The organism is Bacillus sp. FSL K6-3149, assembly GCF_038630515.1.
Classification (GTDB): domain Bacteria; phylum Bacillota; class Bacilli; order Bacillales; family Bacillaceae; genus Bacillus; species Bacillus pumilus.
In genome coordinates, this window is sequence record NZ_CP152034.1 from 2,851,165 (window position 1) to 2,876,129 (window position 24,965).

Sequence of the window (24,965 nt, forward strand, 5' to 3'; positions counted from 1 at the left end):
TTTTTTTATTTATCTGTTTCCTCATAACGGAAATAGTTGAAATCAGCAGGAAGACGCTCGCCACTTGTATCCTGGCACTGCATGCCGACAAATGCCCCTGTAAAAAATCCTCCTCCTCGAATGAAGTCATCAGATAGGTGGCTAGATTCAAATATCACATCAATTTCCTTCCAGTCTTTTTGATCAAATGAATAAGAATAGGTATATGTTTCTTTCTGAACGGTCACTTTTAAATACACATAGGTGACCTCCTCTGGAATGACGATTTTTTGTGCCAATGGCTGAGAAAAGGAAAGGTTTTGACAGGCAGATAATTCAAGAATTCGGCCAAGTTCCTCGTCATATGTCACCTGAAGCGCTGTCCAATTTTCCGTATTGTAATAATTCACAAGACCAGCGGCTTGCTGAAAATTCTCTGGATAGAACAACACAGCTGTCTCTGCTTCAAAATAAAAGCTTTGCCAGCGCCTTGCAACAAAGGCTTGAGTAAACTTAGATGTTAGAGATTCGTGACCATATAACCTTAAATGCTGAGGTTTTTCCGTTAATGAACCGATCTGTTCAGTAAAAGGAATTCTTAATGTTTGAAAGTGTCTATTTAACGTTGATTCTTTAAACTCATCGACTGTATGGTAGGTAGGAGCAAAAACCTTTTCGTTGATCGCTGGCGCTTCAACCTCCAGCGTTCCTTCTTTTCCGCCCACAACATACGGCCAGCCATCCTTCCATTCAAGCTTTTGAATCGCTGTTTCTCTTCCTAAAGGACACCACCCTCTTTGCTGAAAAATAGATTCCTTGCTTGATTGAATAGGGCGGCCAGTCAGATGAGCGAGATACCACTCATTTGTGTGCGTTTGAACAATGGAAGCATGACCGCATTTTTGAAGCGGATGTTCAGGTGAGTGAAAAGCACTTAAAATTGGGTTATCAGGATGAACCTCATAAGGCCCTTCAATCTGCCGGGAACGGGCAATTGTTGCCGCATGCTCGTACCTAGTGCCTCCTTCTGCTGTTAATAAATAATAGTAATCACCGATGTGATAAAGATGCGGTGCTTCTGTCAATTTAATCGGTGTGCCTTTAAAAATGACCTTCCGCTGACCAATGAGTTTCTTTTCCGTCACGCTATATTCCTGCAAGGCAATACCCGCAAAGGAATGGTGCTTTTCTCTATGATCCCACAGCATATTTAAGACGTATTTCTTCCCGCTTTGGTCATGAAATAAAGAGGGATCAAAGCCAGAGCTATTAAGCTTAACCGGCTCACTCCAATCACCATCAACCTCACTTGCCGTAACCAAATAATTATGACCATCTTTAAATGGACCATCCACTACTTTGATATCTGAATAAATGAGCCAAAACTGACCATCTGCGTAGCTTAGGCACGGTGCCCATACTCCGCCAGAATCAGGATTCCCTTTCATGTCCAGCTGCGACGTTTTTTGCAAAGGACGCGCAGCAAGCCGCCAATGCACAAGATCCTTCGAATGATAAATTTGCACCCCTGGAAACCATTCAAATGTAGAGACCGCCATGTAATAATCTTCTCCTACACGGCAAATACTTGGGTCCGGGTTAAATCCTTTGAGTACTGGATTGGTGATTTTCATTCAACTTCCTCCTCTTTCACGACCTACATTTTAAAATCGTCCATATGATCGATATATACTTGATCCCTATTCTCAAGCTCCCTCACGACTTTTTGGTGCTCTTCTTCATCTAGGTTATAAAAATTAATATCAATCATCGCTAAAATCAGTAAGCATACAGGAATCACTGTTACCGTGATTAAAATGCCAAGCAATGCTTCTGGCGTCTGCACTTGGTTTGCAACATAGCCAAATCGATCGAGTACAAGCCCCGGAACAATCCCGCCTAATGCCATCCCAAATTTAAAGAAAAATCCAATGACTGCGTAGATCAGTCCGCCCATCCTTTTTCCAGTTTTATATTCGCCGTATTCAACAGTCTCAGGAATGAGCGCCCACATGTAAGCACCCGCTGTAATACTCCCCGCAGCAGCAACTAGCCTGAAAATCAGTATTAAAGTGATTTGACTCGGCGGTATCACAAGTAAGGCAAGAAGACCTACGATATTCAGCGATAAAGAATAATTCAGCAGCTTTTTCTTTCCTAACAGCTTGTGCAGCTTCGGAATAAACGGCAGCACCATTAAAGCTGGCAGACTGCCAATGAGTCCGTACCATTTCACTAAATCTTCTCTGCCAAGGTTATACGTCACATAATAGATCCCAACAGAGTTGCTGATCGAGTTCACACCAAAAATAATAATAAAGAAAATGCTTAATACAACAAGCGGGCGATTCACTCGTAACTGGACAAAGATATCACTGAATTTAATCTTTTCCTCTGGCTTTTGAAGCGTGACACGTTCATTCGTGCTTTTAAAACAGAAAATCAGTAATGCGCCGCCAAGAACGCCGAGAAAAGCCATCGTCATCTGCCAGCCAAGTGCTGTATTTCCTGTCGTATCACTTAAAAAGGTCGCAAGAAAAGGAACAAAAAAAGCAACAACTAGACCACCTAGATTGGCAAACACCATACGAACGGACGTAATACTGACAACCTCTTGGTTATTTCTTGTCATTGCGGAAGTTAAAGCACCATAAGGAACGTTGATGAATGTGTATGTAAGCGATAAACCAACATACGTGATGTAGGCATAAATGAGTTTACCCATTTCGGAAAAATCAGGTGTTGTAAAGCAAAGAATGGCAAGTACGACAAAAGGAAACGCACCGAATAACAAATAAGGTCTGAATCTACCAAAACGGCTGTTCGTCCGGTCTACCAATGCACCAATAAATGGATCTGCAAGCGCATCGATGGCGCGAACAACCAAAAACATCGTCCCTGCTGCTGCCGCTGATAAACCGTACACATCTGTATAGAAAAATAATAGATACGTAGAAACAGTTGCGTAAATCAAATTACATGCGAAATCCCCTGAAGCATATCCCACTTTTTCAGACATACGAATCTTCTTTAAATTCTCACTAACCATGAGCTTTCTCCCTTCTTCACTTAGCCTCTTCTAACGAACAGATGACGGAGGGCAGCAGCAATCAATACAGGGAATATAAAGCGCTTTCAATTTGTTATAAAAATGTAGCTGAACATCTCTTCCTTTCAGCTTAGCCCAAATGCGCAGCAAAACAGTCGAATGACAGAATCATCTCCTTCAATATAGGGATCAATACTTGAAATTCATCTTAGTTTATTGACCAAACAAACTAAGATGAATTCATTTTATAAAATCTGATCTGACTTTTCAATATATTTTGAAAAAATAATCCAAATAATCGATTTCTTGTCATTCATCTTGTGAAATGACAAGAAAATCTGAAAGAATTCATTTAAAGGTTGCATTCAAGCTCATCCCATGCTATATTAATCAAGCGATGAGCTGAATTGTGTAAGTCGGGTAACATGTCTCTTTGAGACACACACGAATGTGGCGTGTGGTTATTCCGCCTCAATACGCAAAAGACATCTTCTTAGGAAGATGTCTTTTTTCTTACCCTATTTTTGTTCCATTCTCAACCGGTTCATCTGTCGCTAACAACACCACGTCTTCTTTTGACGGCATGCCTCCTAAGACAAGCACTTCTGATTTGAACCCTGCAATTCTTCTTGGCGGGAAATTAACGACCGCTACGATTTGTTTGCCGGTAAGATTTTCCGCTGTATAACGCTTCGTCAACTGAGCACTAGATTGCTTTACACCAATTTCTTCACCAAAATCAATCTTAAGCTTCAACGCAGGCACTCTTGCCTCTGCAAAAAATTCTGCTTCTATGATCGTCCCAACGCGAATATCTAACGCCAAAAACTGTTCAATATCTGCCATCTGACTCTCTCCTCTTCATAAAAGGTAACGTAATCTATTGATTATCCATTGTAGCACATTCATTTTGTCATAGATGAGGTTCAAAAATCCTATACAGCGCTAAAATCACCTTTATAGTTTACATAATAAATTTATTGTCGTGTATTAAATGTTTGCATCCTGAAAATGAATTCAGTAAAATGGCAAATAATCCTACTGCTTCCTCCCGAATATATTGGGGAGGGTTCACACTTGTTTACATTATCGGATATGTGGACGTTTTGCTGGTCGTTTTTTGTCATTCTTCCTATCGTTGCCATCCTGCATCAGCTTGGCCATATTGTGGTCGCGTGGATGTTTGGAGCAAAGGTTTCCTTTGCGCTTGGCAGAGGGAAAAAAGTGTTGAAAGTAGGCGTCGTTGAAATTAGACGAATCTATTTTCTAGATGCATTTTGCCACTATGAAGAAATGAGGAAAAACAACCGATTGTCGCACATTCTTGTCTACTTAGGCGGTTCATTATGCAACCTGCTCAGTGTTCTCATACTGAACACAATGATCGCCAATGATTTCCTGCCAGAGCACCAATTTTTCTATCAATTTGCTTACTTCTCAGTCTACTATGTATTTTTTGCACTGCTGCCAGTCCAGTATGCAGATCATCATCCGAGTGATGGGCAAGCGATTGTGAACATCATTCGACACGGTGAACCATGCGACATCATTGACTAACATGATGACTTTCACTGTCAATATGATAATGAATCGTTAAAAAAGGAATACCGAACAGCTTCATTTGATGTACCGCTGTGAGACTTTGATCTGTCTCCGGCTTCATATGAAAGCTTTCTTCCATTGGCAGTTTCATGGTGATAAAAGGCGTATGCAAATACAATCCTTCGTCACCGGTACTGCCTTTTGGACATGCGCTTTTTAATAGAAAATCTTCTTTCTCATTAAAAGGCTTTAAAATAGCTGTCAGCTGAGAATACGGAAGTGGCAGCGCAATATTCATATAACCCGCAGCTGCATCGTAATGAAGAGCATAAAGTGCAAAAAAGACTTGCTCTCCTTTTACATTGTGACGTATCCAAGCCCGAACATTTTCCCTTTCTTCCTTCGGATGTTGAAATCTAGTCAGACGTCCCTGCATCTCATATGGATGACGAGATAACCCCAAATATAGCTGACCTATTTTCTTAAACAGCGGCTGAAGTAAAAAGACGAACGGCCTTACCCACCAATGAAAGTTGACGGCTGCTTTTAATGTAAAAGCCATAGGGTCTTCATAAAATCTGCGAATCACAGGTGAGACCCTGTCAGCTGAAAATGTCGTTCCATTTAATTCATCAAGCGAATCGACTAAACCCAGCTTCTCATGGTTATGCACGCTTTCCTCTTGAAAAGAGATCAGTTGAAACCGGCCATACACTTTCGAAATCGGAAAGTTCTTCTGCTTTAATTGATCCTTCGGCCCTTCAATCAGCCAGCCAATCAACCCCGGCAAAATCACAAAAAAAGCATTGATACTGCCATGAAACCAAATCATCTGATCCATGCTGATGTAGGTCACACGCATCAGCATACCAGCGGAATAAAGAAGTGATAACACGATCGTCCCCATTAAAACTAAGCTAGAAAACACAACAAGACCTTTTGCCAAAGTCGACCGAAATCTTGTTTTCATACAAAGGATACCATATATGTAGAGCGCCATTACATAAAGTATGACGCTGAACGTATCAAATAGACGGGAAAAGCTAATCCCAACAGCTATCATCACAGGCGACAGCAAAATCACCCAGCCTGCCGCTTTGTATAAAGCTGTCTCTTTTGTTCGCTGCCTTCCTAAAAATCCATAAAAAAGCGGGATAAAAAAAGCCGAGTAATGAAAATGAATAGCGGTCAAAAGAACAATGATCGGCGAAAATGTCATCACCTGTATATCTGCTGTGTACAGCCAAAACCACAGACCGCCTAAAGCGAGATACATCCATGCGCCATCAATCATCAGCTCATGAAGCGGAAAGATTCCTCTTTCCAGCAAACGACAAAAGCCAAATAACGCCAATAACATTGTATATAAAAGCCATCCCGATGCAAACCAAGCGGAATGATAGATAAAAGCAGCGGTTGCACAAAGAGCCGCTAGTGGAAAGGCTTTCATTAAAAAGCCGATCAGCCTCTCTGGCTTGTGTTTCTTCCCTTCTTTCTCAAAAAAGTGTAAGGCAGAGGGAACAAAAAATAGAATTGCCATGAGAACAAAAAATTCTGCTACCCGGCCTGTCATGAAACGGGTGGCGATAAAACAAGACATGAAGATCAGACTGGATGTCAAATGCCACTTATTCATCATGAGACACCCTTTCTGTAAAACGGCCTTTATATGTAAAAAGAGTACCAAACAGGCGATTTTTCACGTGGACATCAATGGTATATTCACCTGCATGCTCATCGTAGCCTTCCGTTACATCTGACACACCATAAAGCCATGAAGGCAGCGGCCATTCCCTGCCGAACATCAAAAACTTCTGCCGGCCGGATTGGATGTGCAAGAAACCATGCTTTGTTACTGTAAAATGAAGCTCTGACACAAGAAGTCTAGGTTTTCCAAAGTAGTCTAGTACTGTATGACTCTTCTGATCAATGATCATATCAGCATCAAAGTGCCGCTCCTTCTTTGGGAAATAAAACGTTCGATACCAGTGCATCCCTTCCTCTCCCTTATGTGTCACAAAGGGATCATTGACAATTTGGAAAGGAATGTCTTTTCCTCTTTCAGGGAAAAAGCACCGAAACAAAGAACCAATTCTGAAAATAAATCGAATGAGTCTTGACCCGCCGCCTATTTCCTCCATGGTGCCTTCAGCAGAAAACGCGCGATTGTATCTCTCTTTTAGCTTTGGATGCAGTTTATCGTAATCCTTTACTTGATGACGATGAACGACCATGTCTACCTCCCCTTTTTCGTTTGATGGAAAATACATCTACACAATCTTTTAGATTGATCATACCTGCAATCGACAAAATGAAAAATGCACTTATCACAAGCGGCTCATGAAGCGTCGTTTGCGGGGATAGGACCCCTATACAAAGCATGATGAGAAGAAACATACTTTGAAAAATAAATAGATATTTCTTTGTTAGCTTGGGAATTAGCCATGATACGCCTAAAAGCGCATAAAACAATCGGAAACTCGTGCTATGATCAAAAGCCGAATGTGAAAAAGGAATGACCGCTTGGCATAGCCAGACGATGGCAAACAGCAAACAAATCCCGTAATGAGCAAGTGTTCTCTCTAGCAGCAAACGGGGATGCGTTCCCTTTTCAAGCCACGTCTTTAATGCCCCAAAACTAAAGGCTGTCATAAACCCGATCATTGGGCGAAAAAGAATCCGGTCTGCCCATGTCCATCCTTTTCCTTCTTTCGTTTTGTAATCAAATTGAGTTTGAAACACAATGTGGTCGCTTGTTTTCATATATTTCCAGTAGCCGCTGCCTTCTTTGATAAAAGACAATGGGTGTGACGATTTGAATTGAAGTGAGGATGCCCGCTCATTCCGTTCATCCATCATTCTTGTTCGATAAGCTCCTGTCCCTGTGACACTTAAACCAAATCCAAGATGCTTTTCATACAAAAAGGATTGGGGCTGTTCATTTTGAGGTTCATTTAATGAAATGGTTGAAAAGCGCAAATCCCATTGTTCATGAAGCTTTGGATTTTGCGTATACTCCCATACTTTCTCTATCGGTGCATGAATGGTTGTTTCCACATAAACAGGCTTTCTTTTCATCTGCCTCTACTCCTCTATGTGAATTATTTCACATAACAAGCATACCATGTTTCACAAAACTGTCAAATGTTTATTCTTTTTTTGTCAAAAAATTGGTTCAAGATGGTCGCCTCTTTAACATATCGGTTCACTACCAAAAAAAGACCTGTCAATGAGACAGATCTTCTTTTTGCAACACACCTGAGATATAAAGCTTGACCGCATAGCTCACACTGTCTTCAAGCTGTTCTTTTCGTTGAAATCCATTTTTATTTGAAATATCACCGAAGCCGTGCAATAAGCTTCTTAGTCCTCTGACCACATGTGTCATCTCTTCTTCTTTGACACCAAAACGGGCCATGATGGATTGGACAAATTCAACAAGGCGCTCTGCCTCACTTCTTACTTTTTTCTCCTCCATATGTGAAAAGGCCGCTTCATAAAGGCCTGGATGTTCGCGGACAAATTCAACATACTGTTTGGCAAAGGCTAACACAGCTTCTTCTTTATCCAATCCCTCTGTTACGTGTATACCTTCTTCACGTAGCATGGACAGCCCTTTTTCTGCGAGTGCCGCCTGAATTTCAAGAAGACCAGATACATGATTATAAAGAGAAGGTGGTCTGATGTTCAGCTTTTTAGACAATGTAGCAATGGTCAATGCAGAAAAGCCCTCTTCATCAACAAATGCGGCCGCTGTATCGATGATTTTTTCTTGCGTGATACCCATTCTTGGAGACACGGTTTACTGCTCCCCTTTCTTTAACTGTTGCTGCCTTTTTGTTATGACAGCTTGAAGCTTGGCATGAGGTTCCATGATAAGATCACCATGTCCTACTGCAAGACAAGATAAGGGAAGTGCCAGCAATTTTTCGGCACTTTTGAGTGCTGTTTCTGCATCCCAAGTGGCAAAAGCCGGGAACGGGAAGGTCAAGCGAAACTCACCCGTTACGAATAAACCGCCTTTTGTCACAAGTGCATCTCCTGCAATGACAATCCCTGACCTTTCATCGTATAAAGAAATGCTGCCAGGTGTGTGCCCTGGTGTTGAGATGACTTTAAGTGACCCAATCTCGTCCCCTTCTTCGACAAGCACATCTGGTTTTGTGTGAATGTCTTTTGAAAAACTGCCTTTAATTTTTTGCTGAGGTTCACCAGGAAGCAAGGAAAAATCACCTTCAAAAAGGAGGGCATCGCGTTTTGATAAATAAACGACTGCCTCTGGAAAAGCCTTTTTCACTTCATCTAGTGCACCGATATGATCCATATGACTATGAGTGAGAATAATCTTGTCGATTGGCTTGTCTTTTTTGTGCGCAAATTCAATGATCGAGCTTGCTGCCATTTTTAAAGCAGCATCAATTAATATCAGTCCATTTTCTTCCTCAAATACATAGCAATTTACCGGAAATAGACGCGGCATCAATGTGAGCTGGTGCAGGCGATCAAAAGTTGTCAATCTCATCATATGTCCTCCTAAAACTAATGTTGTTAGTTTTATATTAACTAATGATATTAGTTTTATCAAGCATTTCTTCATCAACCGCAATATAAATATCAATTTGCGCTTCTTTTGGATCTATAGATCTTTCATCATACCATTCAAAGTCGCCTGTATATGTGCGGTAATGGCGCTCATCCCACGCCCAAATCTGCTGCCATGTCTCCAACACAACCTCTTCAATAGGTCCCTTTCTCGTTCGGAATTTTGCGTAGGTCGATGAAGGAATCTCTATGACATGTTCTACCTGCTGATCCACGAATTGCCCAGCAGTAAATAAATAAGAGCCATGCTCATCTTTTTCATAATCTGAATATAATCCTATGACGGGCGCTTGCCCTCCGTGAAGCTGCTGCGCAAAAAATTGTTGCCAGAGTGGAGCAATCTTCCGCTCTTTTGTTTGCTCCATTTCGTTTGTTGTTCGAACAGACAACCCTTTCATCCATTGTTTCTCTAATGTCACGATATCGTACATACATTCTCATCTCCTTTTTTTCTATCATATAAAAAGAAACCTGACAACACTGTGTCAAGTTTCTATTCGTTTGAGAAATTGTTTCAACTGAATGTCAAACGCTTCTTTGACATGCTTCGGGGAAAGAATGTCAACATCTGGACCTAAATGGAATAGGAAACTATTTAACCAATCATCAAGAGGTACGGTAATGGTGGCAAGGTAAGTGCCGTCTGAACAAACATTCAATTCGTTCTCATCTACCCACTCCTTCACTTTCCCCACTGATGCTTCCGTTAACCTGAGCGTGACAGAGCTGACCGACGGTTGTTCTTGCCAAGAATCATTCCAAGGCTTTTCTTCGTTTTTGATTCTTTTCGGTTGAAAATACCCTGAAATGGTGACAAGACCCGTCATTCTAGTTAGCTTGAACAGACGAAAAGCTTTTTTTACACAACAGAACGCATACAAATACCAATGCCTCCCTTTTAAAACGAGCGTATAAGGCTCCACTTTGCGTGGAAGTGTTTCACCTTTCGCATTGCGGTAAGTAAACTGAATGTATTGGTGCGCTGACGCAGCTGTATGAATGAGCTGGAGCTTCTTTTCTGCCTGGCTGTCTTTTCCCCAGGAGCTTAAATCAATGAAGACATGATGCTGCTTTTCGTTTTCACACGTATGCGTGGGAATAAGCGATTTGATTTTTTTCAGTACATGTTCGCTTTCTTTAAAGGAATAGGCACTCGTCATGCTTTCGAGGGCTGTTAAAATGACCTCGATGTCATCATCGGTAAATAATTTTTTCTCTAAACGATAATCCTCAACAAGTGAAATGCCTCCACCTGCTCCTTGGGTTGTGACAACAGGGATTCCCGCTTGATTGATGGTATCAATGTCACGATAAATGGTCCTCGTGCTCACTTCGTGAAGTTCAGCAAGATCTTTCGCCTGTACTTGCTTCTTGCTAATGAGCAGCATCACAGTAGATAAAATGCGGTCGATTTTCATGACTTTTCCTCTTTTTCATAAATGTAGGTTTTGTTTTGATAAAAAAAGAAAGAATGGTAAAGATAAGTAACAGCCAGCATTCGTTTACATCCCTGCACGTGCAGGAGGAGGTTGCATCATGACACATAACGTGTGGCAATTGTTCATGATTGGGAGCATTATGTTGATCTGCATCATGATTCGAATGAATCGAATGAGACGCTTTCAGCTTGTACGCCCCATCAGGCTTTTGATGAGAATGTATCTCTTTGGTCTTTCAGCCCTTATTCTCCTATCAGAAGGATGGCAAAATCATAATATCCTCATCTATGCCGCTATTGGTATGCTTTTTGGAAGCAGCCTAGCTGTTCATGCCTATCAGACGATTCGTATGAAAGAAGAAAATGGCCGGCTGTATATGAAAACGAGTAAATGGATTGAAAGCTTCATTTTGTGTTTGTTTTTATCCAGGCTTAGTTTTAAGCTGGTTGAGCTCACAAACCATTCGATGACCAAAATCAGTGTCGTTGAACTGTATCAGCACATCGTGAGCGATGATGCGATGACCATGCTCAGCTTTTTTCTTTTAGCTGCTTACTATGTTGTTTTTTCTTTTCACATGATGAAAGCAAATAAACGATCGACACATGTGCATCATGCATAAAAACCTTCCTATATGAAAGTAGGAAGGTTTTTTATCAATCGTGCTGTGCATGGTGAATCATCTGTTCAAGCACTTCCATCACATGCTGATCTTCAGGGCTGTAAAAAATCGAGGTCCCTGCTCGTCTAGATTTCACGAGACGAAGGTTTTTTAAAAAGCGCAGCTGATGAGAAACGGTTGATTGCATGAGATTCAGTGTTTCTGCTATATCATTTACCGAGTGTTCACCTTGAGACAGCAGGTGCAGAATTCGAATACGTGTCGGATCAGATAAAGCTTTAAAGGTTTGGGAGACAAGAAATAGACTTTCTTCATCCAGCTCCATCCGTTCCTGTTCTTGATTTGTATTCAGTTCTTCCTTCATTTTGCTTCACCTTTCTTGTCCGTCAAATCACGACTTATTCTATGTATCATCATATACCAAAACGTCCGGCATGCAAAGAGAGCACACTTTAGAAAAAAGATTTACTCAAATAGCATTGACACTTGGTAGCATTCTTTTTAAAATGAGCATTATTTATTCATTTTTTTAGAGGAGCTGATAGGCAAATTGACTGAAGAGCCAAGACTAAAACGCAGCCTGACTGTCTTCCCACTTGTTGTGATCGGGCTTGCTTATATGGATCCACTTGTCGTATTTGATTCATACGGCATTGTGGCTCAGCTGACGAAAGGACACGTCGCTACAGCTTATATATTTACGTTACTTGCATTACTATTGACAGCGCTTAGCTATGGGAATATGGTGAAGGCTTTTCCAAAAGCAGGATCTGCTTATACATACGCGCAAAAAAGTATTCATCCTCATGTTGGCTTTCTTGTAGGCTGGACACTTTTACTGGATTATTTATTTTTGCCTATGGTGAATTTTGCGATTGGAAGTGCTTATTTAACCGCAGCCTTTCCTGATGTACCTCATTACATTTGGATCACCATACTTGCTATCGCCATAACGACTGTCAATGTAATCGGTATCCGGCTTACAGCCAACATCACGGCACTATTTGTGACCTTTCAGGTCATTGTCGCCGTCACTTTTGTTGGATTTATTATGTATGGGCTCACGCAAAACGCAGGCAGCGGGGAATTATTGTCCGCCCGGCCTTTTTATTCGGCGAGCTTAGATCCAGCGCTTATTTTTTCAGGAGCAACCATTTTATGTTTTTCGTTTCTAGGATTTGATGCGATTTCGACCCTGTCTGAGGAAACCATTAAGCCAAAAAAGACGATCCCACTTGCCATCTTCTTAACCGTCGCCATTGGAGGCGTACTGTTTACCTTGACGTCTTATTTTTTGCAGCAAGTATTTCCAAATTTTCAGCAGTTCAAGCATCCCGATGCGGCCTCACTTGAAATTGCGGATTTTGTGGGCGGCGCCTTTCTCCACTCGTTCTTTTTAGCTGGCACAATGGTCGCTGTTATCTCTTCTTCCTTATCGTCACATGCAAGTGCAGCAAGGCTATTATATGCAATGGGTAGAGATGAGTCGTTACCGAAGCGCTTCTTCGGATATATACATCCGAGATTAAAAACGCCTGTTTTTAATATTTTATTAATTGGTGCTTTCTCCTTAACCGCAGTCGTTGGCGAACTTGAAGTCATTTATTCCTTTATCAGCTTCGGCGCGTTGATTGGATTCACATTAGTGAACTTATCTGTTTTTGCGTACTATTTCATTAGACAAAAACAAAGAGGTGTACTCAATACATTGAGATACGCAGTGATTCCTCTGTGCGGGACGGCCTTTTGTATATGGCTGTTAACGAACATCAGTACAAATGCATTAATCATTGGTTTGCTTTGGCTGATTATCGGTTTTGTTTATTTCTGCTACAGACTGAAAACAAGACCCGAATTTACATTTGGGTACGATTGATTATAAGGTTTTCACTTGGTATCTTGTGCAGGATATGGCATAATAAAAAGGCTGTACTTCCCTTTTAAAAGCGGGGCAAAACAGGGGTGAACTGACCTTGAAAAAGAAAAAAACAGGATGTTTTGCCATTTCAGGCTGCTTCACGATTTTTCTGTTTGTTTTCGTATTAGCAGCCATTGTCATGTCCTTTAATCAAAAGGAGTTAAAAAAGCTGCCGATTGATACGGAATCAATTGTTTTGTCGAGATTGGATGATTTCAAACCGCTTGTAGAAACAGAGTTAAGAGATCAAGATTTAGATCAATATACCGCGTTAATCCTCGGTATGATGTATCAAGAATCAAAAGGCAGAGGCGGAGATCCAATGCAGTCCTCTGAATCTCTTGGTTTGAAACGAAATGAAATCAATGACCCTCAGAAAAGCATTAGACAAGGAGTCCATCATTTTTCTACTATGTACAAGCATGGGAAGAAAAAAGGCGTTGATTTGGAAACCATTATCCAAAGCTATAATATGGGAATTGGCTATATTGATTTTGTTGCAAAAAACGGGGGAAAACATTCCGAGAAATTGGCAAAACAATACTCTAAAAAGCAAGTGAAACGAAACCCAGAAGTCTATACGTGCGGAGGCAACAAAGATAACTTCCGCTACCCATATTGCTTCGGTGACTTCACTTATGCTGAAAAAGTAAAAGAAAAAACGAAAACAGTTGAAGAAAAGATGAAATTGGCTTCGTCATCCTCACCATCATCGTAAAAAAAGCACTTCCTAAATGGAAGTGCTTTTCATTTTATCGATGTTCTTTCCCGATTTCCGGCAGGATCGTTTTCGCTAAATGCTGATCCATTTCCTCATATTCATCATAATGAATCGTTTCATACAGCTCTTGTCTCGTTTGCATGTCCTTTAGCATTCCTTGCTGCGTCCCCTTCTCCATGATTTCTGTAAATAAACGCTCATACGCTTTTGCAGCGACTCTGAGTGATGACACAGGGTAAATGACCATTTGAAAGCCAAATACAGAAAATTCGTCTGCATGATAATAAGGCGTCTTGCCAAACTCCGTCATATTTGCAAGGAGCGGTCCTTTAATATTGTTTGACGCATGCGTGAAGTCCTCTGCTGTGATGAGTGCCTCAGGAAAAATAGCGTCAGCTCCTGCTTCTACGTAAAGATTGGCCCGGCGGATGACATCCTCCATCCCATTTACGGACCTTGCATCGGTTCTCGCAATCACTAAAAGCGTTGGTGCCGCTTGTTTGATGGCTTTGATTTTTGCGATCATCTCTTCTACTGGAACGAGCGATTTTCCGTTTAAATGTCCGCATTTTTTTGGCATTTGCTGATCTTCAATTTGAACAGCTGCCACCTTACTTTCTATCATTTCCTTTGCCGCCCTTGCAGCATTCAATACACCGCCATAGCCAGTATCCATATCGACCAAAAGCGGCAGCTGAGAAGCTCGAATGATTTCCTTTGCTTTTTCAGCTATTTCCGTTGAATGGATCATGCCGAGATCAGGCAATCCTTTGCTGGCACAAAAGGCGGCTCCGGATAAATAGAGCCCTTGGAAGCCCATTTTTTTTGCATAGAGCGCAGACATTCCATCGTGAACGCCTGGAATTTGAAATAAAGCTGATTTGTGCATTTGTTCTTGAAAGGCTGCGGCTAAATCTACTTGACTTGATTCATCATTCACGATCCACACACTAATTCCCTCCCTTATATGACGAATAAGTCCATAAATGCTGGTACGGTTGTTGTTTTTAATTGATTTGGATTTTGACAGAGTGACACAATTTGATCCACTTGTTTTTGTGGAAATCTCGTCTTCAAATGATAGAGCCATTTCTTTTCAAGCAGAGGAATGCCTTCCTGCCTTCTTCTGCGATGACCAAGTGGATATTCAATTTCGATTCGGTCTGTCATCGTCCCGTCTTTAAAGAAGATCTGCACACTGTTTGCAATGGATCTCTTTTTCGGATCTAAATAATCCGCTGTATATTGTTTATCTTCTTTGACGACCATTTGATCCCGGAGACGATCAATGACCGGATTTTGCGCCGTTTCTTCTTCATAATGGTCAGCTGTGAGCTCACCATAGATTAATCCAATCGCAGTAATATATTGCAAGCAATGATCGCGGTCTGCTGGATTATACAGCGGTCCCTTCTTATCGATAATCCGAATCGCTGATTCATGTGTTGTAATCTCTACTCGGTCAATGTCATCTAATCGACCTTTTACAGCGTCATGCAGGATCATAGCAGCCTCTGCAGCCGTTTGGGCATGGAACTCAGCAGGATAAGCAATTTTGAAAAGCACATTTTCGATGACGTATGATCCTAGCGGCTGAGCGAGTGTGAGAGATTTCCCTTTCATCAGAACATCTTCAAAGCCCCACTTCTCTGCACTAAGCGGCGTTTGATAGCCCATTTCCCCTTTGAGTGTCATCATTGCGAGTCTCACCCCGCGGCTTGTTGCATCACCCGCTGCCCATGATTTCCTTGATCCTGTGTTCGGGGCATGACGGTATGTTCTAAGCGGTGAATTATCAACAAACGCTTGCGATAAAACATGCTGCACGTCTTCCTTTGTTCCGCCAAGCAATGCACATACAACAGCACTTGTTGCTACTTTGACAAATAGCACATGATCCAAGCCATTGCGATTCAGACAATTTTCTAAAGCCAGCACGCCTTGAATTTCATGTGCTTTGACGATCGCATGTAGTACGTCATTCATCGAAAGTGGCTCTTCTCCGTTTGCAAGCCTTGTTCTGCTGATGTAATCACTCACAGCTAATATCCCGCCTAAGTTATCTGACGGATGTCCCCACTCCTCTGCAAGCCACGTGTCATTATAATCTAACCAGCGAATCATACAGCCTATATCAAAAGCCGCTTGAACAGGATCTAGCACAAAGGAAGTACCTGGAACTCTTGCTCCATTAGGTACAACGGTTCCAGGGACGATCGGTCCAAGATGCTTCGTACATTCAGGAAAATTGAGCGCCAGCATTCCGCAGCCAAGTGTGTCTATGAGCACATAGCGTGCCGTTTCAATGGCTTCTTTACTCGTAATTTCCCCGTCTACTGCATAGGCTGCGATTTCTTCTAATAGCTGATCCGTTTGATTGGCGACTGCTGTTTTATTCATGTTCATTCCCCCATTTTTCCATCATCATCTGAAACTTTTAATCCTCTTGGCCCTAAATAACGGACTCTCGGTCTGAAAATGCGATTATGCAAATGCTGTTCAATGACATGAGCAGCTAATCCACTTGCCCTTGCAGCAAAGAAAATCGGTGTATAAAGTGAAATTGGAATCCCGAGCACGTAATAAATAGGTGCGGCATAATAATCAAGGTTCGGATAGAGGTTTTTCTTCTCTTTCATGTATGCCTCTCCTGCTACACACATGTCATAAAGCGTTGTATCTCCCTTTGATTCCGTAAGCGTTTTCAATGATCGTTTTAAAAGAGCGGCTCTTGGGTCCATTTTTCTCATGTATACCCTATGGCCAAAGCCCATCATTTTTTCCTTTGCTGCTAATTTTCGCTCAATCAGCGCAAGGAAGCCTTCCGTGGTTTTCCCTTCGAGAAGCATATGCATGACAGCTTCATTCGCTCCTCCGTGCAAGTCACCTTTTAATGAAGAAATTGCTCCAGTAAAAGCACCATACATATCAGAATGTGTGGATGCGATAACTCTAGCCGCAAACGTTGAATTAGGCAGCTCATGTTCACTATATAATGTGAGTGTTTGGTCAAAAGCGGTGATTTCGTCTTGGGTTGGCGTGCGTCCGGTTAGCATGGTTAAAAAGGTTTCAGTGTAGGATTTGGTCTGATCTGGAGAAATAGCGGCGTCTTTTGTGAGAATATGATAGCTTCCAGCGACAATGGCCGGTAGCTGGCCGAGTAATCGAACAGCACGCTTTTGCTGGCATGCTTCTGATCGATCTTGTAACGCATCATCGTACCCACTAAGAGCAGATATGCACGTTCTCATGGCATCCATCGGATGTGTGGTTTTTGGCAGTTTTGTTAAAATGGTTTGAATGGTTGGATGTAAGTTGGTTTGTGAGGAAATGTCTTGCTGAAACTGGTGATATTCCATCGCATCTGGTAATCTTCCATAAATAAGCAGATAGGCTGTTTCTAAATAGGTCTTTTTTTGTGCCAACTCGATGAGGTCATACCCGCGAATTACAATCTCTTCTTGCTGCACATCTAAGTATGAGATAGACGTTTCGCTTGCCACAATGTCTTCAAGCCCCGGTTTATACTGCAGTTGTTCAGTCATCATATAACCCCCGTTTCGTTCAATTGTTGTTCTCCAAACGAGCAAACGGCCAAAAATGATGTGAGTCTATAGATGGGAAGATACCGTGCAAGTCGGATACCCAATTCCCATTTTATCCAAAGCACTGCATCTTGTAAATAAAAGAACGTATGTCCAGTTGGACATACGTTAGCTGTAGTATGGAGAAATCATCATATACACAATGACGCCAGTGAGACTGACATAAAGCCACAGCGGCATGGTCCAGCGAGCAATTTTACGGTGACGCTCGACTTGCATCTGTGCGCCTCTAAACAGCGTAATCAGGGCAAGCGGTACAATGACTGCTGATAAGACGATATGTGTGATTAAAATAAAGAAATAAATTGGACGGATAATCCCTTCTCCTCCGAAATGGGTATCAGCTGCCATTGAGTGATAGGTCACATACGAAATTAAAAAGACAAGTGTCGTTGAAAATGCAGCAAAGATAAATCGTCTGTGCGCTTTAATGTTCTTTTGTTTAATCATGATGAGTGCTGAAAGTAAAAAGATAAACGTAAAGCTGTTCATCACGGCATTAAGTAACGGCAAAAATGTAATATCCAGATGGCTAAATTTATCTGATTTTGGCATTAAAAATAATAAAGCGATTAATCCGTTGATGGCAATTGTTAAAATGATCACAATACCAGTAAAATTTTTCGGTTTTTGATTCTGTTCGTTCATGTTTGAAAACCTCTCTTTATTAGTTCCGACTAAGAGTATGTTATTTAAATTTCTCTATAAAGTCAATGAATTCGCTGTCTTCGTCGAATTTTAGACAAACTTGCAGGTTGCAGGCGTTCTAACGGCTTGAAAGATCCATCCACTTCCTTTAAAATTGGAATTTATGTGATTTTGATCATTTCTGATAGGAAAGGAGTAATGGACTTGTCAATCTTACAGGAAACAGCCAACGATGTGAAGACGTTAGAGCAAGAATTACAGCAATTGCAGTTCCAAATGTATCGAATGCAAGAAAATATGAAAGATATTTCGAAAAAAGCAAAGATCATTGGCATTGATCAAGCGAAAGAAGATGAGTGGCTGATCGTCTCTGCCATTGAAAGTGCAGATACATGTAAAATTATGCTCAGCGATTGTGAAAAAGCTTTTCGCGGACAATCTGATTTTTCCTTAATTGCGGAATATCCTGAAGAAGGAAAGATTCATATTGCCGATATTAAAGGCCCGCCAGATAATGGATACGGCTCCATCTGCATGAAGCATTTAAAAGAAATCGCAAGAGAGCAGAACATACCCGTGATTACTGGCGACCTCGTCAAAAGAGACTGGGATCACGTAGATCGCTTAATTCATTTTTATGAAAAGCATCAATTTGATGTCCAGATCAATTGGAAAGAACAAAGCGGAGAAATTTATTGGGTGGACAGCTAACGACAAAAACTAGCGTGTATCATAAGATATGCGCTGCTTTTTGTCGAAAATGCAAATTTTTCTGAAAAATATGTGTATTTTTGACCAAAAAAAGGGTACAATAAAAGCATCAGGCCGCCACCTGATGCTTTCTTCCAAAAAACAATTGTTTACTAGTTAAGTACTTTTACTTTGACTGATTTTACGCCCCAATTTTTCGCTTGGGATTTGCTTGGTACATGTACATCAATTTTGTTACCTTTAATTGCGCCGCCAGTATCTGCTGCGATGGCTTCACCGTAGCCTTCAACATAAACCTTACTTCCTAATGGAATGACATTAGGATCTACTGCAATGACTTTTGCATTTGGGTTTTTGTTTAAGTTTACCCCTGTTGCAGTAATACCTGAGATGCCACCATCATTTGCTGTATAAGCCGTAGCTGTAACAGTCATTTCTTTTTGTACACTCTGACTAGCAGAAGATGATTCTGCTTTAGCTGTTTCCTTTTTAGGAGCAGCTTTTTTCGTTGTTTGCTCTTTTTGGACAGGTTCCTGTTTTTGAACAGGTTCTGAGCTTACCGGAGCCGAGCTTTGGCCAGCAACACTTAGTGTTGAACCAACCATAATTATATCTGAGTTTAAGTTATTCCAAGACTTAATATCGCTAATTGACACATTGAATTTTTGAGCGATTTTCCAGAGGCTGTCCCCCTTCTGGACTTTATACTGCTCCTGAGTTTTCTCTTTTGAAGAGATTGTCAATTTATCACCTACATAGATCATATCAGTAGATAAATTGTTCCAACCCTTTAGGTCCTTTAGAGACACATCATTTTTTTGTGAGATTCCCCAAAGTGTATCACCTTTCTGTACAGTGATTTCCTTTGCAGAAGCTTGCTGCGCTCCAAATGCTGTTGTTGAGATTGCTGCAACAGCAACCAAGGACATAATAGTCTTCTTCATAAAGTAAATCCTCCCTTGTTAGCTTTTTATGGCGGCTAACGAGTGCTATCGTAACATATGTAAATGTCAATTCAATAACAAAACGATATGTTTTAGATTACAGTTCCTTTACATGAAACATCTCTCTCCATTGGTAAATCAGACCACAAAACGGCTTGATTCCCCGCCATATCAAGGTTTTAAAAGGATCAAAAACGGCCTGCTGAAAACGTGTCCAAGTGCAGCGAAAAATATTTATTTTTCTTCTTCAAACTCTTTATTTTTTCTCTTTTTCTATAAATAAACGAATTTCTTCTAAAAAAACATCTCCGTATTTCTCTCTTTTTTGAGCGCCAATCCCCTTAATTTGGAGTAATTCATCATCTGTTTGAGGCTCTACCGCTGACATTTCCTTCAATGTTTGATCAGAAAAGACAACAAACGGCGGAACACCTTGCTCTCTAGCTAGCTTCATTCTTAGCGATCTCAATCGCTCAAATAATGCATCGTTTTCTTGAATGGCTTCTGCTTTGAACGCCTGCTTTTTATACACAGCCTCTTGTCCAACTAACACTTTCTTCCCTTTATGGGTCACCTTCAGTGTTGGGTAAGCTCCTTCAGACATGTGCAAATACTCTTCTGTAATTAAAAATTCAATGAAGTCACTGATTTGCTGAGCCGAATGTTGTTTCATTAAAGCATATGTAGGGAGACGATCGAATCCTAGCTCTAGCACTTTTTTGTTTTTAGAGCCCGCCAGTACTTGGGCGATCATCATTTTACCGAAGCGCTCATTCATTCTCACTGTACAAGATAACACCATCTGTGCTTCTCTTGTGACCTCTTCACGCTCTCTTTCATCAAGGCAGTTGCTGCATTTACCACAAGGCGAACTAGCTGTTTGATCAAAATAATCCATCACAAATTGCTGCAGACATTGCTCAGTATGACAGTAATCCACCATTTGCCTTAATTTAAGCAGCTCATGCTGGTAGCGCGTCTCATCTTCTATTGACTGTTCAATGAGAAAGCGCTGCACTCTTACACCTTGAGGTGAAAACAGTAAGATGCATTCACTTTCAAGCCCATCTCTGCCGGCACGCCCAGCTTCTTGATAGTAGCTTTCAATATCCCTTGGAATTTGATGATGGATCACAAAACGGACATTCGACTTATTGATTCCCATGCCAAATGCTGATGTGGCGACCATCACCTGGATATCATCATTTAAAAAGAGGTTTTGCTGCTCTTCTCTCGTATGATCATCCAATCCACCATGATAAACGCCAGCTTTGATCTTTTGTTTTTTTAGTCGATGATAAATATTATCTGCTTCTTTACGAGTGGCTGTATAAATAATGCCAGACTCAAGACTGTTTTTCTTCATATATTGTGTGATAAAACGTTCACTGTTTTCTCCTTTGATCACTTGAAAGGACAAATTTTCTCTAGCAAACCCAGTAAAGACGGTTTCTTCTCCGTTTATGCCAAGCTGTTCACATATATCTTGGTGTACCTTTTTCGTCGCTGTAGCTGTTAATGCGACAATCACCGGTCTTTTTGACAGCTTGTTCAAGCATTCTTGAATGAAGCGATAACTTGGCCTAAAATCATGTCCCCACTCGGATATACAGTGCGCTTCATCAATCGCGATTAAAGGAATCGTTAACCGATCTAACAGCTGAAAAAAACGTTCATTTTGTAAGCGTTCAGGTGTGATATAAAGCAGTTCATATTCCCCGTTTTCGCATTTTTTCAGCCTTTCATTCATTTCAGCTGCGGACAGAGTGCTGTTTAAAAAGGAAGAACGTATGCCCATCTCATTTAACGCATCAACCTGATCCTTCATTAAAGAAATAAGCGGAGATACTACGATCGTTGTACCTTCCATCATTAGCGCAGGGATCTGATAGCAAACTGACTTCCCTCCGCCTGTCGGCATAATGCAGACGGTATCCTTTTGTTTATTTACAATCGCTTCAATAGCTTGTTTCTGTCCTTTTCTAAAGGCATCAAAGCCATAATATTGTTTCAGGAGTGCTTCTGCTTGTTCTAACATTCAATTCCCTCTCCGTCATTTGTTTTGTCCATTTTAACATAGATTCTTGCCTCTACAGGCGATCAGTCGAATTTCGTCTTTTTACAAAATAAAAAGCCATTTTCCGAAATGGAAAATGGCTTGAATCATCCTAGGAAAAGCTGCGGATGCCGTAATCTAAGTAAGAAAGTTTTAAACCACCACTCCTCAAAGTGGGTGTTTGCAGAAACGTTCCTGTCTTCCTCTCTAAGGAGGCATGACATTCCGGCTTCAATATAAAACTCCCTATTACAGCTTAAAGGTTAAAACTTAATTAACATTACGCGCATCGCAGCCTTTAAACTATATTACACGAAAGTTTATTAAATTTCAAGAGATCTTTTTTCTATGAAATACTCATGTATACAAGATATTTGTCATTGCATACATAAGAAAAAATTATTCTGAAAAAATGTAACTTCGATTTATTATCCTATTTTTCTTCGTCTATGTCAACATCCTGCTCTTCCTCTAATCGTTCATACGTATCTGAATGCATCTGATCCATTGTTTGTCTATTTGTTAAATCACGCATTTGATCTGAGAAATTACGGTCAAACTCGTTTGGGTCTTGAGTGGTTTCTTCATTTTTCTTCGCATCGATTGAATAACGTGTATAGGGAACTGCTTTTAAACGTTCATATGGAATGTCTTTCCCTGTTTTCTCACAGACCCCATATGTTCCGTCTTCCATTCGTTTCAGGGCTGCATCAATTTCAGCTTCAAGCTGGCCATCAACTTGGTCCAGCGTTTGTTCGGTCATGCGGTCTAAATAAATGCTCCCATGATCAGCGATATGGTTCCCAACACCATTTGAAATCTCGCTCGATTCACTTAGCATAGATTCTTCTTTCTTTTTTGACCCTTTTACATCTTCCTTTAATTGATTCAATCTTTCGTATAAATCAGCTTTTTGTTCTTTCGTTAAGCCCACGGTCAATCACTCCTTTCTTATTCCCTTCCCGCTGCAAACGAAATGAAAACATCAAAAAAGCCGCCGCCTTATTGGCAGCAGCTTGCTTCTCTTACAGGGTGCGAAGTGCTTCTTCTACTGGTTTATCCCCTTTAATTAAGTCAAAGGATTTATTTTTCACATTGGATTCTGTTAAGCTTTCCACTAGTACAGTGGCTACGTCCTCTCTTGAAATCTCAATGTTTTGATTATCTGAAATATGCTCCGCAGCTTCAATCTTTCCTGTCTTTTCCTCATGCAGCAAGGCACCTGGACGGACAATGGTATAGGAAAGTCCAGACTGTTTTAGATGTTCATCTGCTTTTCTTTTCGCCTCATAATAAATTTCCATACTTCCTTGCCCTTTTCCCTGGTTTGGATCATCGGCATTAAAGGAACTCAGCATCACAAAATGCTGAATGTTTTCTTTTTTCGCTGTGTCGACAAGACGTTTTGCACCTTCTTGATCCACTGCAATCGTCTTATCTGCACCTGTTTTGGAGCCTGAACCAGCTGCAAAGATGACAGCATCTGCTTGTTTCACAGCATCTGTCACATCCTTTTCAAGATCACCGATGACAGGCGCTGCACCAAGTTCTTTTAGCGCATCCGCTTGTTTTTCATCTCGAATGAGAGCAAGCGGCTCATGTCCTTTTTCTTTTAAATAACGAATGACGAGTCTACCTGTATGTCCATTTGCTCCTGCAACTAATACTTTCATTGTTCATTCCCCTTTCTGTATCTGTTTCATCTTTATCCTTTTTTGCTATCATTCAAACACCTAAACAAAAAAGCCCTTCCAAGAAAATATGGGGAAGGGCTCAGGCAATGTGCGATCTATTAAAATAAATACGTAGAATGAGAAAAGTGCATGTGATCTATGTAATCGCAAGGTTGATCAGCAAATATGTTTTGTCAAAATGGCTTGAACATCACTCAAATCCGTCTCTTTTGAAAAATCAAGTTCAAATACTTTTGAGCTTGTGACAAGCAGCATACCTGTGTCCTGATCAAACACGCCAGCTTCTTGAATGGCAAAACTTTCAATTGATCGATATGGCAAGGAGACCCTAACTTTCTTCTTAGAAAATACGCGGTTATCGCCAAAGATCAGTCGTTTATTGGTGAAACAAATTTGGTCGTGACGCAGTCTGTAAACAGCTTCAATTCTTTCCCCTTCAATTAGTAAGGATTCGAATTTCTTATCATTTTGTTTACTGACAGAAAAAATACCCACGTAAACCCCCTCTTCCTCCATCAAATTCCTTTATGAAAAAACGGCCACACGCTCTGTGGGTACGTTTTGTTCTCACTTATAGAATACGCTATAAATGATCGTTATTCCATTACGAATAGATTAAATTTCATTTAACTTTTTCTTTTTGATTCGATGCTCTTTCCTCTACTTATTTAGACAGTTAAAGCAGGAAAAAAGTTTCAGTTCTTTTTGAGAAAAATGGTTGAATTGTGACCAATAAAAAAACAGTGATTTTTTCAAATCACTGTCAGCGTGTAGACAAACCCTCGCATTCTTTGTCAGTCCGGTGATCACGAATGTCAAATTCGCTCCGCGCCGGTACTCGTCCTTCCTAGGGCTGCAAAGGTTTTCATGTCACACTGAAAAAGAAGACAAAGTGCTAAAATAAAGATCATTTTAGCACTCTGTCAACAATCTGGACTATTCGTCTTTTGGTGTTTCAATGGTTCCCTCGGCATATACATCGGAAATCTGCTCAAGCGTAATTGCCATATCAGCATCTTCGTTATCATGCCAAGCATTTTGTTGATTCTGCTCATCTGTTTGCTTCTTTTTCATCATCATCACCCTTTACTGTTTTTCTTAGTATGAGTGATGATGATCAAAATCATTCAGCAGAAAAGTCTTCGAAATACTCTTTATAATACCCGCCTACTTTACCTGTATTATCAACGACAAACAGGAATTCTTCTGTTTCATTTTTCACTTCATATGTGCTTCCAACCGTTAGTGCACGGTCGACCATATATTTTTTCGCATTCGTATGTATACATTTTACTTGTTTTAACGTTTGAGCCGTTTGCCAGTTTTGATGGATCATGATTTAAAAACTCCTTTTTTCATCTATACATTTATTGTAGCCAATTTTTCATGAAATGCAATGAGTGTTATGGATTGCTTTCAAAGATGTCATGTAATA

Annotated in this window: 27 protein-coding genes and 1 other RNA gene; 5 read left to right on the top strand and 23 right to left on the bottom strand. The window is 40.7% G+C overall.

Annotated elements, in window-relative coordinates:
* Nucleotides 1-5: 5 nt before the first annotated feature.
* The 3 genes from MHB83_RS14290 to csaA form a co-directional block, all read right to left on the bottom strand.
* Nucleotides 6-1,613, bottom strand: a complete 1,608-nt coding sequence (locus MHB83_RS14290) for a glycoside hydrolase family 43 protein (protein WP_050943941.1) — start codon at nucleotides 1,611-1,613, stop codon at nucleotides 6-8.
* A gap of 23 nt (nucleotides 1,614-1,636) precedes the next feature.
* Nucleotides 1,637-3,028 (bottom strand): MFS transporter, encoded by a 1,392-nt coding sequence (locus tag MHB83_RS14295; RefSeq protein ID WP_003215869.1) that lies wholly within the window; start codon nucleotides 3,026-3,028, stop codon nucleotides 1,637-1,639.
* A 513-nt stretch (nucleotides 3,029-3,541) separates the two neighbouring features.
* Nucleotides 3,542-3,874, bottom strand: a complete 333-nt coding sequence (gene csaA, locus MHB83_RS14300; RefSeq protein ID WP_003215734.1) for a chaperone CsaA — start codon at nucleotides 3,872-3,874, stop codon at nucleotides 3,542-3,544.
* 231 nt (nucleotides 3,875-4,105) lie between these two features.
* Between csaA and MHB83_RS14305 the strand changes: the two genes are divergently transcribed.
* Entirely contained in the window at nucleotides 4,106-4,585 is a 480-nt protein-coding gene (locus MHB83_RS14305) for a site-2 protease family protein (RefSeq protein ID WP_003216048.1), read from the top strand.
* Here the strand turns inward: MHB83_RS14305 and MHB83_RS14310 are convergent.
* From MHB83_RS14310 to MHB83_RS14340, 7 genes are all read right to left on the bottom strand, one after another.
* Nucleotides 4,575-6,206, bottom strand: coding sequence for a YndJ family protein (locus MHB83_RS14310; RefSeq protein WP_342496424.1), 1,632 nt, complete (start codon nucleotides 6,204-6,206; stop codon nucleotides 4,575-4,577). The genes MHB83_RS14305 and MHB83_RS14310 overlap by 11 nt on opposite strands.
* Complete coding sequence (locus tag MHB83_RS14315) at nucleotides 6,199-6,804, bottom strand: DUF4166 domain-containing protein (RefSeq protein ID WP_251190421.1); 606 nt, start codon at nucleotides 6,802-6,804, stop codon at nucleotides 6,199-6,201. Before MHB83_RS14315 ends, MHB83_RS14310 begins: the two co-directional genes overlap by 8 nt.
* Entirely contained in the window at nucleotides 6,767-7,648 is an 882-nt protein-coding gene (locus MHB83_RS14320) for a hypothetical protein (RefSeq protein WP_342496425.1), read from the bottom strand. Before MHB83_RS14320 ends, MHB83_RS14315 begins: the two co-directional genes overlap by 38 nt.
* A gap of 148 nt (nucleotides 7,649-7,796) precedes the next feature.
* Nucleotides 7,797-8,369, bottom strand: a complete 573-nt coding sequence (locus MHB83_RS14325) for a TetR/AcrR family transcriptional regulator (RefSeq protein WP_050943937.1) — start codon at nucleotides 8,367-8,369, stop codon at nucleotides 7,797-7,799.
* Nucleotides 8,370-8,372: 3 nt separating this feature from the next.
* Nucleotides 8,373-9,092, bottom strand: coding sequence for an MBL fold metallo-hydrolase (locus MHB83_RS14330; RefSeq protein ID WP_342496426.1), 720 nt, complete (start codon nucleotides 9,090-9,092; stop codon nucleotides 8,373-8,375).
* A gap of 37 nt (nucleotides 9,093-9,129) precedes the next feature.
* Nucleotides 9,130-9,603, bottom strand: coding sequence for a GyrI-like domain-containing protein (locus tag MHB83_RS14335; RefSeq protein WP_342496427.1), 474 nt, complete (start codon nucleotides 9,601-9,603; stop codon nucleotides 9,130-9,132).
* A 54-nt stretch (nucleotides 9,604-9,657) separates the two neighbouring features.
* Nucleotides 9,658-10,590 (bottom strand): YafY family protein, encoded by a 933-nt coding sequence (locus MHB83_RS14340; protein WP_050943934.1) that lies wholly within the window; start codon nucleotides 10,588-10,590, stop codon nucleotides 9,658-9,660.
* A 118-nt stretch (nucleotides 10,591-10,708) separates the two neighbouring features.
* On the opposite strand from MHB83_RS14340, the gene MHB83_RS14345 reads away from it, so the two are divergent.
* Entirely contained in the window at nucleotides 10,709-11,233 is a 525-nt protein-coding gene (locus tag MHB83_RS14345) for a hypothetical protein (RefSeq protein WP_050943933.1), read from the top strand.
* Between the two features lie 34 nt (nucleotides 11,234-11,267).
* Here MHB83_RS14345 and czrA read toward each other — a convergent pair whose 3' ends face one another.
* Nucleotides 11,268-11,597, bottom strand: a complete 330-nt coding sequence (gene czrA / locus MHB83_RS14350) for a Zn(II)-responsive metalloregulatory transcriptional repressor CzrA (RefSeq protein ID WP_007500691.1) — start codon at nucleotides 11,595-11,597, stop codon at nucleotides 11,268-11,270.
* A gap of 186 nt (nucleotides 11,598-11,783) precedes the next feature.
* On the opposite strand from czrA, the gene MHB83_RS14355 reads away from it, so the two are divergent.
* The gene (locus MHB83_RS14355) at nucleotides 11,784-13,109 is read left to right on the top strand and encodes an APC family permease (protein WP_003215735.1); all 1,326 of its coding nucleotides are present in this window, start codon (nucleotides 11,784-11,786) and stop codon (nucleotides 13,107-13,109) included.
* Nucleotides 13,110-13,206: 97 nt separating this feature from the next.
* Nucleotides 13,207-13,869, top strand: a complete 663-nt coding sequence (locus tag MHB83_RS14360; protein ID WP_003215897.1) for a lysozyme family protein — start codon at nucleotides 13,207-13,209, stop codon at nucleotides 13,867-13,869.
* Nucleotides 13,870-13,903: 34 nt separating this feature from the next.
* Here the strand turns inward: MHB83_RS14360 and prpB are convergent, their stop codons facing one another.
* The 4 genes from prpB to MHB83_RS14380 all read right to left on the bottom strand — a co-directional run bounded on the left by prpB (nucleotide 13,904) and on the right by MHB83_RS14380 (nucleotide 18,125).
* The gene (prpB, locus tag MHB83_RS14365; protein WP_106028812.1) at nucleotides 13,904-14,821 is read right to left on the bottom strand and encodes a methylisocitrate lyase; all 918 of its coding nucleotides are present in this window, start codon (nucleotides 14,819-14,821) and stop codon (nucleotides 13,904-13,906) included.
* Nucleotides 14,822-14,835: 14 nt separating this feature from the next.
* A complete protein-coding gene (locus MHB83_RS14370; protein WP_050943930.1) occupies nucleotides 14,836-16,272 on the bottom strand; it encodes a bifunctional 2-methylcitrate dehydratase/aconitate hydratase in 1,437 nt (478 codons plus the stop codon).
* Nucleotides 16,273-16,274: 2 nt separating this feature from the next.
* On the bottom strand, nucleotides 16,275-17,417 hold the full coding sequence (gene mmgD, locus MHB83_RS14375) for a citrate synthase (protein ID WP_050943929.1): 1,143 nt from the start codon (nucleotides 17,415-17,417) through the stop codon (nucleotides 16,275-16,277).
* Between the two features lie 168 nt (nucleotides 17,418-17,585).
* Nucleotides 17,586-18,125, bottom strand: a complete 540-nt coding sequence (locus MHB83_RS14380) for a DUF420 domain-containing protein (RefSeq protein ID WP_003215636.1) — start codon at nucleotides 18,123-18,125, stop codon at nucleotides 17,586-17,588.
* Between the two features lie 198 nt (nucleotides 18,126-18,323).
* Between MHB83_RS14380 and MHB83_RS14385 the strand changes: the two genes are divergently transcribed.
* Entirely contained in the window at nucleotides 18,324-18,836 is a 513-nt protein-coding gene (locus tag MHB83_RS14385) for a hypothetical protein (RefSeq protein ID WP_050782689.1), read from the top strand.
* Between the two features lie 152 nt (nucleotides 18,837-18,988).
* On the opposite strand, the gene MHB83_RS14390 is transcribed toward MHB83_RS14385, so the two are convergent.
* The 8 genes from MHB83_RS14390 to MHB83_RS14425 form a co-directional block, all read right to left on the bottom strand.
* Nucleotides 18,989-19,780 carry a 3D domain-containing protein gene (locus tag MHB83_RS14390; RefSeq protein ID WP_003216022.1) on the bottom strand — a complete coding sequence of 264 codons (792 nt, stop codon included), beginning with the start codon at nucleotides 19,778-19,780 and terminating at the stop codon, nucleotides 18,989-18,991.
* 256 nt (nucleotides 19,781-20,036) lie between these two features.
* Nucleotides 20,037-21,818 (bottom strand): DNA helicase RecQ, encoded by a 1,782-nt coding sequence (gene recQ, locus MHB83_RS14395; RefSeq protein ID WP_342496428.1) that lies wholly within the window; start codon nucleotides 21,816-21,818, stop codon nucleotides 20,037-20,039.
* 133 nt (nucleotides 21,819-21,951) lie between these two features.
* Nucleotides 21,952-22,137: non-coding RNA, 6S RNA (ssrS, locus tag MHB83_RS14400), on the bottom strand.
* A gap of 132 nt (nucleotides 22,138-22,269) precedes the next feature.
* A complete protein-coding gene (locus MHB83_RS14405) occupies nucleotides 22,270-22,770 on the bottom strand; it encodes a TraR/DksA C4-type zinc finger protein (RefSeq protein ID WP_003215876.1) in 501 nt (166 codons plus the stop codon).
* A 91-nt stretch (nucleotides 22,771-22,861) separates the two neighbouring features.
* The gene (locus MHB83_RS14410; protein ID WP_003216148.1) at nucleotides 22,862-23,509 is read right to left on the bottom strand and encodes an SDR family oxidoreductase; all 648 of its coding nucleotides are present in this window, start codon (nucleotides 23,507-23,509) and stop codon (nucleotides 22,862-22,864) included.
* Nucleotides 23,510-23,686: 177 nt separating this feature from the next.
* On the bottom strand, nucleotides 23,687-24,025 hold the full coding sequence (locus MHB83_RS14415) for a PH domain-containing protein (RefSeq protein WP_003215537.1): 339 nt from the start codon (nucleotides 24,023-24,025) through the stop codon (nucleotides 23,687-23,689).
* A gap of 441 nt (nucleotides 24,026-24,466) precedes the next feature.
* Nucleotides 24,467-24,604: a DUF4025 domain-containing protein gene (locus MHB83_RS14420; RefSeq protein ID WP_223250615.1), complete on the bottom strand. Its 138-nt coding sequence runs from the start codon at nucleotides 24,602-24,604 to the stop codon at nucleotides 24,467-24,469.
* 49 nt (nucleotides 24,605-24,653) lie between these two features.
* Nucleotides 24,654-24,866: a DUF6501 family protein gene (locus MHB83_RS14425; protein WP_003215772.1), complete on the bottom strand. Its 213-nt coding sequence runs from the start codon at nucleotides 24,864-24,866 to the stop codon at nucleotides 24,654-24,656.
* Nucleotides 24,867-24,965: the final 99 nt, after the last annotated feature.